The organism is Curtobacterium sp. ABR8, from assembly GCF_057812125.1.
This window is the reverse complement of sequence record NZ_CM173818.1, coordinates 3,855,092-3,867,846: the sequence shown is the minus strand read 5'-3', so window position 1 is coordinate 3,867,846 and position 12,755 is coordinate 3,855,092. Positions and strand designations below refer to the sequence as shown.

The following is a 12,755-nucleotide window of genomic DNA, read 5'->3' as shown; positions in this document are numbered from 1 at the left end:
CCCCCGTCACCCCGTCACCCGCCCCCGAGGTTCCGAAATCTCGGCATGTCGCGTCGCGCACGGCTCGTTTCCGGAACCTCGGCGAACCTGCGCGGCGTGTTGTGGAACCTCGCGGAGGCCGACCTCGAGGGGGCCGGCCTCGCGGCGGCCGGAGCCAGAACGGCGACTCAGGAGCGCGGCACGGGCGGCCCCGCGGCGAGCAGCACCACGAACACCAGGGCGACCGCCACCACCCCGATGCCGACCGCGACCACCGGACGACGCACCACGAAGAACAGCAGGCGGTCCCAGGAACCCGAGTGTGCGTCCGGCGAGCGGCGCCACGAGCCCTCGAGCATGCCGCGCCGGGCCACCGCGACCTCGAACGGCACCGTGGCGTACGGCACGACGGCACTCGCCCAGCCGAGCAGGAGCGCACCGGCCGACCAGCGCTGGTTGACCGCGACGACGGTCGTCACCACCAGGTAGGCCAGGAACACGAAGCCGTGCACGCCGCCGCCGATCCGGACGCCCCAGTCGCCGGCGTCCAGGCCGTACTTGAGCACCATCCCGGCGATGAGCATGGTCCAGGTCACGAGTTCGGCAACCGCGGCGGCGCGGAACAGGGAGCGGGGAGTCATGCCCACATCGTCGCGGACCGCCCCTGGAGGAGACCCGCTAGCGTGGAGCCATGTCAGTGCCGACCGAATCCCGTCCCCTGAACATCGTCGTCTGGAACGAGAACGTGCACGAGACCCGCGGTGACGCGACGGTCATCGGGCACTACCCCGACGGCATGCACACCGTGATCGCCGCAGCGCTCCGCGAGCACCACCCCGACGCCACCGTGAGCACCGCCACGCTGCAGGAGCCCGACCACGGCATCACCGCCGAACGCCTGGCCACGACCGACGTCCTGTTCTGGTGGGGCCACGCCGCCCACGACGAGGTCAGCGACGCCGTCGTCGACCTGGTCGTCGACGCCGTGCACGCCGGCATGGGCCTGGTGGTGCTGCACTCCGGGCACTACTCGAAGCCGTTCAAGCGCCTGATGGGCACCACCTGCTCGCTGAAGTGGCGGAACGACGGCGAACGCGAGCTCGTCTGGACGATCGCGCCGGAGCACCCGATCGCCGCCGGGGTCCCGCACCCGATCGTGATCGACCGGCAGGAGATGTACGGCGAGTTCTTCGACATCCCGCGCCCCGACGAGGAGGTCTTCCTGTCGACGTTCGACGGCGGCGAGGTGTTCCGGTCCGGCGTCGCCTACCGCCGTGGTCTCGGGAAGGTCTTCTACTTCTCCCCCGGCGACCAGGAGTACCCGGTCTACCACCACCCGGACATCCAGCGGGTGTTGTCGAACGCGGCCTCCTGGGCGGCCCCGGTGTCCGGGCGACGCGAGTTGACGGCCGACCAGCACCCTCGGGACTGGTTCCTGTCGGACGGTGCGGGTAGACAGGGCGTGTGACCAACCATCTCGACGGTGCGGATCGGCGCACCGCGGTGATCGAGGCGCTCGAGGTCTTGGGGGCAGGCCCCGAGGAGCGTTTCGACCGCATCACCCGCATGACCCACGAGGCGTTCGGCGTGCCGCTGACCTTCCTCAACCTCGTCCACAGTGACGTCGTCACGACGCAGTCGACGTTCGGCTGGCACCAGGGTTCGAGCGTACCCGCGAGCGAGCAGTTCTGCGCCACGACGGTGCTCAGCCCGGAGCCGATGGTGATCCCCGACGCCTCGCTCGACGATCGGTACGCGCACACCGCGGCGGTGGCGGAGCACGGGATCCGCTTCTACGCGGGGGCGCCGTTGACGATGCTCGACGGCACCCGGGTCGGCACGCTGTGCATCATGGACGCGACCCCGCGCGAGATGTCGGCCGCGGACCTCGACCTGCTCCGCGACCTCGCGCGCTGGGCCGAGCGCGAACTCGGCCACGCGATCGACCGTGGTCGGATCAGCCGTGTGCGCGAGAGCCTGGTCCCCGAACGCGTCGAGGTCCCCGGCCACGACCTGGACACGCTCGCGCTGCGTCGTCAGCAGGGCGGCGGGGACGTCGCCGACTGGCGACTCGCCGCCGACGGTGCGCTGCACGTCACCGTGGGCAGCGTCGCGGCGGCCGGCCACGCGTCCGGCCTGCTCGCCTCGGCCGTCCGTGGTGCCGTGGTCGCGCGGACCGAGACCGCCATGCCGGACGCGATCGGCGGTCTGGAGGCCCAGATCACCGCCGACCTGTCCGCTGCGGACGCCGTCGGCTCGCTCTTCCACCTGCGGCTCGACCCGACGTCGGGGCACGTCGACTTCGGGGACGCGGGCCACGGCCTCGCGGTGCTCGTCCGCGCCGACGGCAGCAGCCGTGCGTTGCACTCGCTCGACCTGCCGCTCGGCCTGCAGCCGGAGTCCGTCCCGAGGTCCCCCGCCACGCTCGACCTGGCGGCGGGCGATCGGCTGGCGGTGTGCACCGAGGGTGTCCTGGCGCTCGAGGGGCTCCGGCACCTGGACGACCTGGCCGCCCTCGTCGCCGCGGAGCCGACCGGTGCGGCGGTCGTCGAACGGGTCCGCGCCCTGGTGCCGACCGGCGCCACCGACGACGTGACGCTGGTCGTGCTCGGCCGACGGTGAACGCCGTCAGGAGCGGAAGCGGTCCTGCCGTGATCGCGGTGCACCGGTGAGCGCGACGACGAGCAGCGTGGCCAGCAGCCCGAAGCCGGCGAGCTCGATGCCGAGACCGGCCAGCTGCCAGTAGGCGCTGCCGACCACCTGCGGCTGCGTGATCGACTCGGGCCACCACGCGTCGATGAGCGGGAACGAACCGGGGAACGGGTCGAGGCCGAACACCACGAGCCCGCCGAGCAGCAGCACGACGCCGAGCAGGGCCATCGCCCCGCGGGAGCGCCCGAGCATGTGCACGACGAGCGCGGCCGCCATGCCTGCCAGGCCGACGACGGCGATCAGGAACGCGACCACGACGATGGTCTGCGGCGCGAGGGCCACCCAGTCGAGCACCGCGATCGGCAGCAGCAGCCACCGACCGGTCCGCGCCCACCGCGCGGGGTTCCGCCATCCGTCCATGGCCGCCAACCGTAGGGCACCCGCCCGGACGCGGGCCGTGCGTGCCCCGGGAGCGGGACTACGATCGGGAGGTGATGGCGCAGGACGGACGTACCCGGCAGGAGCGCGCGCTCGAGACCCGCGCGGCGATCATCGGGGCCGCGGCCGCCGAGTTCGACGACCGTGGGTACCTCGGTGCGTCGATGGACGGGGTCGCCGAGCGGATCGGTCTGACCAAGGGTGCGCTCTACTTCCACTTCGCCTCGAAGGCCGACCTGGCCGGCGCCGTGATCGCCCAGCAGCACGAGGTCTCGCGGCGGTACGGCGAGGCCGCGATCGCCCGGAGCAGGACACCGCTCGAGGCCCTCATGTGGATGTCGCAGGGACTGGCGACCCAGATGGTGACCGAGGTCGTCGTGAGCGCCGGCATCCGTCTGTCGACCGAGGTCGCGACGCGCGACGTCCCCCGGCAGGACCCGTACACCGACTGGATGGCCGTCATCGCGCAGACGGTCCGCCAGGCGATCGACGCCGGCGAGGTCGACCCCCGGTGGGACCCGGACCTGGTGGGTCGCGTGGTCATCCCTGCCTACACGGGCGTGCAGACGGTGTCGGACGTGCTCGCCGACCGCACGGACCTGTACGAGCGCCTGCGGGAGCTCTGGACGGTGCTGCTCGCCGCGCTGGTCACGGAGCGCCTGCGACCCGAGGTCCCCCGACTCGTCGCGATCATCGCCCCGGAGTGACGCGGGTCCCCCCAGGGAAACACCCACGTCACCGTCCTCCCGAGGATACCCAGCGGCCGGTTTCCGTACCCGCCCCCGTTCGCGGGCATGTGTCCGGCGGCCCACTAGCCTGGGTCGGTGCCCACCCCACCGGCAGAGGTCGACGTCGACGTCCCGCTCGTCCGGGCGCTGCTCCACGACCAGCACCCCGACCTGGCGGACCTGCCGCTCGTGGTGGTCGCCAACGGCTGGGACAACGTCATCGTGCGGCTCGGCGACGAGTACGCCGTGCGCCTGCCGCGGCGGGAGCTCGCAGCACGCCTGGTCGAGCACGAGCAGCGGTGGCTGCCGGAGATCGCCGTCCGCGTCGCACCGATCGCGCCTGTGCCCGCCCCCGTGCGCGTGGGCCGTCCTGCGCTCAGGTACCCCTGGTCGTGGAGCGTCGTCCCGTGGCTCCCCGGTGCGCCCGTCGGTGAGCGTGCTGCCGGGGTACGGGTCGCCGAGGCGCTCGCGGAGTTCGTGCGACGGCTGCACGTGCCGGCTCCGGCCGAGGCACCGACGAACCCGTTCCGTGCGGTGCCGCTGGCGACGCGCAGCGACGCCGTCCTGACGCGACTCGCCACGCAGGACGTGCCCCGGGCCGTGGAGCTGGCAGCGGCCTGGCGGACCGCGGCGGCGCTGCCGACGCACACCGGGCCTCCCGTCTGGGTGCACGGCGACCTGCACCCCTTCAACGTGCTCGTGGACCGCACCCCGGACGGCGACGAACGCCTGTCGGCGGTCGTCGACTTCGGCGACGTGACCTCGGGGGACCCCGCCGTCGACCTCGCCACCGCCTGGCTGACGCTCGACCGGGAGGCCCGCCACACGTTCCGGACGCTGGTCGCCGCCCCGGACGCCACCTGGGGACGCGCCCGCGGCTGGGCGATCGCGCTCGCCTCCGCGCTCGCGTCGTCCGACGAACGCGCCTTCCGGAGCGTCGCCCGGCGCAGCATCGACGCGGTGCTGGACGGCTGAGACCCCGCGGGGCTATCGTGACCGCACCATCCGTGCACAGCCGATCGGAGGGGCCCTCATGACCCTCGAGTTCCGCGTCCAGCACGACGTCGCCACCGACGCCTCTCCCGCTCCCACCCGATCCGACCGAACCGGCCTGCGCGGGTTCCTCGACCGCCTCGCCGAGCGCCGCGCCGCCGCACGTGTCCGACGGGTCGAGGCCCGGCTGCAGGAACTCGGCGAGCTCGAGCACCTGCTGTCCGAGGCGCGCGGCGTCGTCGAACGCGGCTGGATCCAGCACGCCTGGTTCGCGTACCTCGACGAGCACGGCCGGACGCGGAACGCCACGAGCGCCGCCGCGATGGACGTGCAGGGTCGGCCGCTCGTCGCCGCCTGCCTGGTCGGCGCCGTCGTCTCGGCCGCCGGCGGACCGCACGCCGTGCACTCGCCCCGGGTCCAGCACTCGCTCGACCTCGTCTGGCACGCGCTCGCCGTGGACGAGGGTGCGCCGGTGCTGTGGTGCCCGGCGCCCGACGTCCGGATGGGCCGCGTGCGTGACCTGACGAGCTGGAACGACGCCCCCGCGCGTACCTCGGCCGAGGTGGCCGGGCTGCTGCTCACCGCGGAGCGCGTGGCCGTGCAGGAATCGGAACGCCTGCAGGACGTCGTGGTGGCACGATCGAGGGCATGAGCAGCACCGACGCCGTCCCCGAGGTCCACCCTGCGACGACCGCCGGTCTCGCGTCCAGCGGGAACGCGGTCCTGTCGGACGAGGGCGCGTCGTCGGACACCGATCCCCTGGCCTCGGCCGCCGGGGTGAAGCGGACGCTGCACCGGTACCTGCAGAAGCACCGCGCCGCGCTCCTCGGCAAGCTCGACGGCCTGGCCGAACGGCAGGCTCGCTGGCCGGTGACCCCGACCGGCACGAACGTGCTCGGACTGGTGAAGCACGTCGCGGGGGTGCAGGCCGGCTACTTCGGCGAGGTGTTCGGCCGACCGCTGCCGGACGCGCCCGCCTGGCTCGACTCGGAGGACGGCGACGACATGTACGCGTCGCTCGACGAGACCCTGGACGACGTCGTGGCCTTCCACCACCGCAGTGCCGCACACGCCGACGCGACCATCGAGGCGCTCGACCTGGACGCCCGCGGCACCGTCCCGTGGTGGCCGGAGGAGCACCGCGAGGTCACGCTCCACCGGATCCTGGTGCACATGGCGTACGAGACCGCCCGGCACGCAGGGCACGCCGACATCGTGCGCGAGATGCTCGACGGACTGGCGGGAGACGGGGACGGCAACCTGGCCGACAAGAGCCCGGAAGAGTGGGTCCTCTGGCGCGAGCAGCTCGTCGACATCGCCGAGCGCTCCGGACTGCGGGGCCTGGCCACGTAGCCGATGCCGCCTCACGATCGTTACCGTTCTCTCAGGCTCGCCGGTCGAACCGGCTCGTGACCGGGGCTTTCCCACAGGTCCTCCGCACAGGAAACGATCTGTTCGCCGGCTCCCCGTCGTGCGGTCGCTCCGAGCCTGCGTAGCTTTGGCGCAGCTTGTGCCCCGACCCGTGGGCAGTTCGGCCGACCGGAAGGGGAGCGCCCACCCGTGTTCCAGTACGTCGTGGAGCGATGGAGCCAGATCTGGTTCTCGTCGTGGCAGCACTTCTCGCTGGTGGTCCAGTGCACGGTGCTCGCCACGGTCATCGCCGTGGTGCTCGCCACACTCGTCTACCGCAGCCCCCGGCTGACCTCCGTCGCGAACGGGGTGTCCGCCATCGGCCTCACCCTGCCGTCCTTCGCGGTCATCGGCCTGCTCATCGTCCCGCTCGGCTTCGGCGTGCTGCCGTCCGTCGTGACGGTCGTCTTCTTCGCCGCGCTCCCGATCCTGCGCAACGCGGTCGTCGGCCTCGCCGAGATCCCGCCCAGCGTCGTCGAGTCGGCGCGGGGCATCGGCATGAGCCGGTTCCGGACCCTCGTGCAGGTCGAACTGCCGATGGCCTGGCCGATCATCCTGAGCGGCGTCCGCGTGTCCGCCCAGATGGTGATGGGCATCGCGGCCATCGCCGCGTACGCCCTCGGTCCCGGGCTCGGCGGCTTCATCTTCTCCGGACTCTCGCGCCTCGGCGGCGCGAACGCCCTGTACTCCGTGGTCGTCGGGGTGATCGGCGTCGTCCTGCTCGCCCTCGTCCTCGACCTGCTCCTCATCGGCCTCGGCCGCCTGACCATCTCGAGAGGTATCCGTGTCCAGCACTGACTCCGCCACCACCACCGCGCCCGACGGGGACGTCACCGGCCGCAGCATCCTGCTCGACGAGGTCACCAAGCGGTACCCCGGACAGTCGAAGCCCGCCGTCGACGGCATCACGCTCGAGATCCCCGCCGGCAAGATCGTCATGCTCGTCGGCCCGTCCGGCTGCGGCAAGACGACCACGCTCAAGATGATCAACCGGCTGATCGAGCCCACCGAGGGCCGCATCGTCGTCGGGGACGACGACGTGACCGGCATCGACGCCGACGAGCTCCGCCGCCGGATGGGCTACGTCATCCAGGCCGGCGGGCTCTTCCCGCACATGACCGTCGCCGCGAACATCGCGATCGTGCCGAAGATGCTCGGCTGGTCGAAGGAGAAGATCGCGGCGCGCGTCGACGAGCTGCTCGACCTCGTCTCGCTCGACCCCGACACCTACCGCGACCGCTACCCCCGCGAACTCTCCGGCGGCCAGCAGCAGCGCGTCGGTGTCGCCCGGGCGCTCGCCGCCGACCCGCCCGTCCTGCTGATGGACGAGCCGTTCGGCGCGGTGGACCCGATCACCCGGCAGCGTCTGCAGGACGAACTCCTGCGCATCCAGGACGAGCTGCACAAGACGATCGTCATCGTCAGCCACGACTTCGACGAGGCCGTGAAGCTCGGCGACTGGATCGTCATCTTCACCGAGGGCGCGCACATCGTGCAGTACGACACCCCGGAGCGGATCCTGGCCGAGCCGGCGAACGAGTTCGTCGAGAACTTCATCGGCTCGGGCGCCGGGCTGAAGCAGCTCACCCTGAACCGGGTCCGCGACGTCGAGGTCGTCTCCGCGGTGACCTGCTCCCCCGGCGAAGAGGCGAAGGCCGTCCTGCAGCGCATGCACGAGGCCGGGGGCCACGGGCACGCCGTCGTGGTCGACCGTCGACAGCGGCCGATCGGCTGGCCGTCGCGCCGGCAGCTCGAGCGCCTGGACCGGATCCCGGACGGCGTCGACCCGGAACTGCCGATCGTGGGCGAGGCCTCGACGCTGAACGACGCACTCGACACCATGCTCGTCTCCAGCGCGGGCGCCGCACTCGTCACCGGTCGGGGCGAGGCGTTCCGCGGTGTCATCACGGTCGAGGTCGTCATGGAGGCCATCACCCGGTCGCGTGCGGCCGCCGCTGACGACCGCGCGTACACGCCGGTCGGCACGAACACCAACCAGATCGAGACGCTGCCGTCCTCGCCGGCGGCGCCCGTGATCGCGCCCTCCGGGGAAGACCTGTGAGCGCTGTCGCCGCCGGACCCGCCACCGGCGCCAGCACGTCCTGGAAGGGCCTGCTGTTCCAGCCGATCGCGATCCTCGTCGTGCTCGCCGGGTTCGCGATCTGGCTCGCCACGGCGGACCTGACCCCGACCGAGCGCACGACGCTCAACCCGTCGGACATCCTGGCGCTCACCGGGCAGCACCTGGTGCTCACGCTGCAATCGACGGTGCTGGTGCTCGTCATCGGCATCCCGCTCGGCATCGTTCTCACGCGCGGACCGCTGCGTCGGGCGAGCCCGTACGTGCTCGCCGTCGCGAACTTCGGGCAGGCAGCCCCCGCGGTCGGCCTGATCGTGCTCCTCGGGGCGTGGCTCGGCCTGAACTCGTGGTCCGCGGTCGTCGCCCTCGTCCTCTACGCCATCCTGCCGGTGCTCCGGAACACCATGATCGGCGTGCAGAGCGTCGACGCCCGACTGGTCGAGGCCGGTCGCGGCATGGGCATGAGCGCGTTCAGCGTCCTGATGCGCGTCGAACTGCCGCTCGCGGTGCCCGTGATGCTCTCGGGCATCCGAACCGCCCTCGTGCTGCTCGTCGGCACGGCGAGCCTGGCGACCTTCATCGGCGCGGGAGGCCTCGGCCTGCTCATCACCACCGGGGTGAGCCTGTTCCTGCCGAAGGTGCTGGTGTCCGGCGCGCTGCTGGTCGCCCTCCTCGCCCTCTCCATCGACTGGCTCGGCCGCGTGGTCGAGACCGTCGCACGACCGAAGGGACTCCGATGAACCGCCGCCCGCGCCGTGCCCGCCGTACCGCCGCCGTCCTGCTCGCCGGCACCTCCGCGCTCGTGCTGACCGGGTGCGGTCTGCAGCCGGCGACGTCGTTCGTCCCCGAGGCGGCACCGGGCAGCATCCACCGCATCGACGACCTGCCGGCCGGGGCGCACATCACCGTGACGTCGAAGAACTTCACCGAGCAGCTCGTCCTCGGCAAGGTCGCCGTGCTCGCGGCGAAGGCCGCCGGGTTCGACGTCACCGACGAGACGAACGTGCCGGGAAGCGTCCCCGCCCGGCAGCTCATGACCACGCACGACGCAGACATGACGTACGAGTACACCGGCACCGCGTGGCTGACCTACATGGGCCACGCCGAGGGGATCCCGGACAAGACCGAGCAGTGGGAAGCGGTCAAGCAGGAGGACGCCCGCAACGGGCTGACCTGGCTCGAGCCGGCGCCGATGAACAACACCTACGCCTTCGCCGTCCGCAACGAGGCGGTCGAGGAGCTCGGGGACGTCAAGACACTCTCCGACATCACCAAGCTGCCGGTCGACCAGCGCACGTTCTGCGTGGAGTCGGAGTTCAACTCCCGTGCCGACGGCTTCAAGCCGATGCTCAAGAAGTACGGCTTGGAGCTCGGTGGCTCGGGGTCGAACGGGGTGCCGAGCAGCAACGTCAGCATCCTCGACACCGGCACGGTCTACACGGCCACCGACCGCGGCAAGTGCAACTTCGGTGAGGTCTTCACCACCGACGGCCGCATCAAGTCCCTCGGCCTGACCGTGCTCGAGGACGACAAGGGGTTCTTCCCGGCGTACAACGTCGCGCCCGTCATCGATTCGAAGACGCTCGAGGAGTACCCGCAGCTCGAGGGGATCTACGACCAGATCTCGCCGAAGCTCACGGACGCGGTGCTGCAGGAGCTGAACCGTCAGGTCGACGTCGAGGGGCGTGAGCCGGCCGACGTCGCCTTCGACTGGATGGTCGAGGAGGGCTTCATCACGAAGCCGTGATGCGGGCCGCGGCGTCGCGGATCGACGCGACCACCGCGGCACGCACCTGCTCCGGGTCGGACCCCTCGTGCCGGGCGGCGCTGCGCAGTCCCGTCATGCACATGCCGAGCAGCATCTCGGCCGCCTGCGGTGTCGCGGCGTCCGGCCCCCAGGCGGGGTCGCGTTCGAGGATCGTGCGCACCGCGCCGGTCATCGCCTCGGCGACCGTGGTCATCCGCGCGACCTGGCGGCGCATCAGCTGCGGGAACCGCACGATGACCTCCTTGCGCTCGAGTCGCTCGTGCTCGTCGCCGAACGACGAGCCGAACACCAGGAAGGCCAGGTCGACCACGGCCTGCGCCGCCGGCTCCCCCGCGACGGCGGCCAGGTGTGCGTCGAGGGTGGCAGGGTCGAGGTCGAGCTCGGTGTGCCCGAGGACCGCGTCCTCCTTGCTCTCGAAGTAGTTGAAGAACGTCCGCGGTGACACCTCGGCGCGGGCGGCGATCTGCTCGATCGTGGTGCGGTCGATGTCCTGCTCGAGGGCCAGCGACCGAGCCGCCTCCGCGATGCGGTTGCGGGTCTCGATGCGCTTGCGGTCGCGCAGACCCATCTCGGTGGCGGGCGCGGTGTCGGGCATGGCCCGACTGTAACCGGAACGTCACATGATCTACAGCAAACGCAAACTTGCAGTCGTGCACCGGACACTACGGTGGGCCCATGACCACTCCCGTGCTCGAGGCCCGTGACCTCGCCAGGACCTACGGCCGAGGCCCGACGCGGTTCGATGCGCTCAAGGGGGTGTCGCTCCAGGTGCACCAGGGCGAGAGCCTTGCGATCGTCGGCAAGTCCGGCTCGGGCAAGTCGACGCTCATGCACCTGCTCGCACTGCTCGACAAGCCGTCGACCGGGCAGGTCCTGCTCGACGGCACCGATGCGGCGACCCTCGGTGCGCGGCAGGTGAACCGCACGCGCAACAGCACCTTCGGGTTCGTGTTCCAGCAGTTCTTCCTGACCCCCAAGACCTCGGTGCTCGACAACGTCGTGCTCCCCCTCAAGATCGCCGGCGTCTCCGGTGCCGAGCGGAAGCGCCGCGGCATGGCAGCGCTCGACTCCCTCGGCCTGGCCGACAAGGCGAAGAACGACGCCAACGACCTGTCCGGCGGGCAGAAGCAGCGGGTGGTCATCGCACGCGCGCTGGTCGGCGAGCCGAGCGTCATCTTCGCCGACGAGCCGACCGGCAACCTCGACACGAACACCGGGCAGGTGGTCGAGGACATGCTCTTCGGCCTGCAGCGCGAACGCGGGATCACGCTCGTCGTGGTGACCCACGACGAAGAACTCGCCGCCCGCTGCGACCGCAGCGTCAACGTCCGCGACGGACTCATCGTCGGTGGATCGGACGGCGTGCCCACGGCCGGCGCCGCCGTCGACCAGCAGGCCACGCACGGAAGGCACTCCGCATGAACTTCCTCGACCTGCTCCGCACCGCGGTCGCGAACACCTTCCGGTCGAAGCTGCGCACGACCCTGACGGTCATCGCGATCTTCATCGGCGCCTTCACGATCACGCTCACCTCGGCGATCGGCACGGGCGTCAGCAACTACATCGACACCCAGGTCTCCTCGATCGGGGACACCGGCTCCCTGACCATCACGAAGGCCGTCGACACCGCGTCGACCGACAGCGGCCCGGCGGAGTACGACCCCGACGAGTCCGGCCAGAGCGTCGACCGTGGTCCGGCGTCGTTCTCGTACCTGTCGCAGTCCGACGTCGACGACATCCGCGCGATCGACGGCATCGAGAGCATCCGTCCGGCGGTCGCCCTCGCGCCGAAGTACGCCGAGCACGGAGACGACGGCAAGTACGTCGTCTCGCTCACGGCCAACGCCGGCGAGCTCGACGCCGACCTGGCGAGCGGGAAGCAGCTCGACGACGACACCGACGCGAACCAGGTGATCCTGCCGACGAACTACCTGGGGAACCTCGGACTCGGCAGCGCGAAGGCCGCCGTCGGCAAGGAGCTCACCTTCGCGGTGGACGACTACCAGGGCAAGGAGCACACCCTCACCGCCACGGTGGTCGGTGTGCAGAACGAGTCGCTGTTCGGTGGCGGGGCCGGGGCGAACGCCGCGCTCACCGACGCGATGCAGGCCGCGCAGGAGGTCGGCAAGCCGGACTCGATCGCGACCTCGTACGCCAGCGCCACCGCGACGCTCGACTCCGGGGCCTCCCCGACCACGGTCAAGAAGGCGCTGTCGGACGACGGGTTCCTCGGGCAGACCATCCAGGACCAGCTCGGTCAGTTCCAGACCGTCATCAGCGGCATCGTCGGGGTCCTGAACGCCTTCGCCGTCATCGCCCTGGTGGCGGCGGGCTTCGGCATCATCAACACGCTGCTCATGAGCGTGCAGGAGCGCACCCGCGAGATCGGCCTGATGAAGGCCATGGGCATGGGCGGCGGCAAGGTGTACACCCTGTTCTCGCTCGAGGCGGTGTTCATCGGGTTCCTCGGCAGTGCGATCGGGGCCGGTGTCGCGATCCTGCTCGGCACGGGCATCTCGAACGTCCTCGCCGGCACGGTGCTCAAGGACCTGCCGGGCCTGCAGATCATGCAGTTCGCACCGAGTTCGGTGGCGACGATCATCCTCGTCGTGATGTTCATCGCGTTCCTCGCCGGCACCCTCCCCGCACGCCGCGCCGCGCGGCAGAACCCGATCGAGGCGCTCCGGTACGAGTAGCGCTCCGCGTG

At 71.4% G+C, this 12,755-nt stretch carries 15 protein-coding genes; 12 read left to right on the top strand and 3 right to left on the bottom strand.

Features of this window, described 5'->3' with window-relative positions; all coding sequences use genetic code 11:
- Nucleotides 1-167: 167 nt before the first annotated feature.
- Nucleotides 168-620 carry a DUF3817 domain-containing protein gene (locus ACXKZB_RS18525; protein WP_488824132.1) on the bottom strand — a complete coding sequence of 151 codons (453 nt, stop codon included), beginning with the start codon at nt 618-620 and terminating at the stop codon, nt 168-170.
- A 50-nt stretch (nt 621-670) separates the two neighbouring features.
- On the opposite strand from ACXKZB_RS18525, the gene ACXKZB_RS18520 reads away from it, so the two are divergent.
- Nucleotides 671-1,447 carry a ThuA domain-containing protein gene (locus ACXKZB_RS18520; RefSeq protein ID WP_488824131.1) on the top strand — a complete coding sequence of 259 codons (777 nt, stop codon included), beginning with the start codon at nt 671-673 and terminating at the stop codon, nt 1,445-1,447.
- Complete coding sequence (locus ACXKZB_RS18515; RefSeq protein WP_488824130.1) at nt 1,444-2,601, top strand: PP2C family protein-serine/threonine phosphatase; 1,158 nt, start codon at nt 1,444-1,446, stop codon at nt 2,599-2,601. The genes ACXKZB_RS18520 and ACXKZB_RS18515 overlap by 4 nt, the downstream gene beginning before the upstream one ends.
- A 6-nt stretch (nt 2,602-2,607) precedes the next feature.
- On the opposite strand, the gene ACXKZB_RS18510 is transcribed toward ACXKZB_RS18515, so the two are convergent.
- A complete protein-coding gene (locus ACXKZB_RS18510) occupies nt 2,608-3,051 on the bottom strand; it encodes a hypothetical protein (protein ID WP_123311513.1) in 444 nt (147 codons plus the stop codon).
- A 74-nt stretch (nt 3,052-3,125) separates the two neighbouring features.
- Here ACXKZB_RS18510 and ACXKZB_RS18505 point away from each other — a divergent pair, with 74 nt between their 5' ends.
- From ACXKZB_RS18505 to ACXKZB_RS18470, 8 genes are all read left to right on the top strand, one after another.
- Nucleotides 3,126-3,776, top strand: coding sequence for a ScbR family autoregulator-binding transcription factor (locus ACXKZB_RS18505; RefSeq protein ID WP_488824129.1), 651 nt, complete (start codon nt 3,126-3,128; stop codon nt 3,774-3,776).
- Between the two features lie 117 nt (nt 3,777-3,893).
- Entirely contained in the window at nt 3,894-4,772 is an 879-nt protein-coding gene (locus tag ACXKZB_RS18500; RefSeq protein ID WP_488824128.1) for an aminoglycoside phosphotransferase family protein, read from the top strand.
- A 58-nt stretch (nt 4,773-4,830) separates the two neighbouring features.
- Nucleotides 4,831-5,442, top strand: coding sequence for a DUF6197 family protein (locus ACXKZB_RS18495; protein ID WP_488824127.1), 612 nt, complete (start codon nt 4,831-4,833; stop codon nt 5,440-5,442).
- Complete coding sequence (locus tag ACXKZB_RS18490; protein WP_123311521.1) at nt 5,439-6,143, top strand: DinB family protein; 705 nt, start codon at nt 5,439-5,441, stop codon at nt 6,141-6,143. Before ACXKZB_RS18495 ends, ACXKZB_RS18490 begins: the two co-directional genes overlap by 4 nt.
- A 207-nt stretch (nt 6,144-6,350) precedes the next feature.
- Nucleotides 6,351-6,998 carry an ABC transporter permease gene (locus ACXKZB_RS18485; RefSeq protein WP_123311523.1) on the top strand — a complete coding sequence of 216 codons (648 nt, stop codon included), beginning with the start codon at nt 6,351-6,353 and terminating at the stop codon, nt 6,996-6,998.
- Nucleotides 6,985-8,262, top strand: a complete 1,278-nt coding sequence (locus ACXKZB_RS18480) for an ABC transporter ATP-binding protein (RefSeq protein WP_488824126.1) — start codon at nt 6,985-6,987, stop codon at nt 8,260-8,262. The genes ACXKZB_RS18485 and ACXKZB_RS18480 overlap by 14 nt, the downstream gene beginning before the upstream one ends.
- A complete protein-coding gene (locus ACXKZB_RS18475) occupies nt 8,259-9,020 on the top strand; it encodes an ABC transporter permease (RefSeq protein WP_488824125.1) in 762 nt (253 codons plus the stop codon). Before ACXKZB_RS18480 ends, ACXKZB_RS18475 begins: the two co-directional genes overlap by 4 nt.
- Entirely contained in the window at nt 9,017-10,027 is a 1,011-nt protein-coding gene (locus ACXKZB_RS18470; RefSeq protein WP_488824124.1) for a glycine betaine ABC transporter substrate-binding protein, read from the top strand. The genes ACXKZB_RS18475 and ACXKZB_RS18470 overlap by 4 nt, the downstream gene beginning before the upstream one ends.
- Here the strand turns inward: ACXKZB_RS18470 and ACXKZB_RS18465 are convergent.
- Nucleotides 10,014-10,643, bottom strand: coding sequence for a TetR/AcrR family transcriptional regulator (locus ACXKZB_RS18465; protein ID WP_488824123.1), 630 nt, complete (start codon nt 10,641-10,643; stop codon nt 10,014-10,016). The two genes, ACXKZB_RS18470 and ACXKZB_RS18465, sit on opposite strands and share 14 nt — an antisense overlap.
- A gap of 80 nt (nt 10,644-10,723) precedes the next feature.
- Here ACXKZB_RS18465 and ACXKZB_RS18460 point away from each other — a divergent pair, with 80 nt between their 5' ends.
- Both ACXKZB_RS18460 and ACXKZB_RS18455 read left to right on the top strand, forming a co-directional pair.
- Nucleotides 10,724-11,470 (top strand): ABC transporter ATP-binding protein, encoded by a 747-nt coding sequence (locus tag ACXKZB_RS18460; RefSeq protein WP_222658889.1) that lies wholly within the window; start codon nt 10,724-10,726, stop codon nt 11,468-11,470.
- On the top strand, nt 11,467-12,744 hold the full coding sequence (locus tag ACXKZB_RS18455) for an ABC transporter permease (protein ID WP_488824122.1): 1,278 nt from the start codon (nt 11,467-11,469) through the stop codon (nt 12,742-12,744). The genes ACXKZB_RS18460 and ACXKZB_RS18455 overlap by 4 nt, the downstream gene beginning before the upstream one ends.
- Nucleotides 12,745-12,755 lie beyond the last annotated feature (11 nt).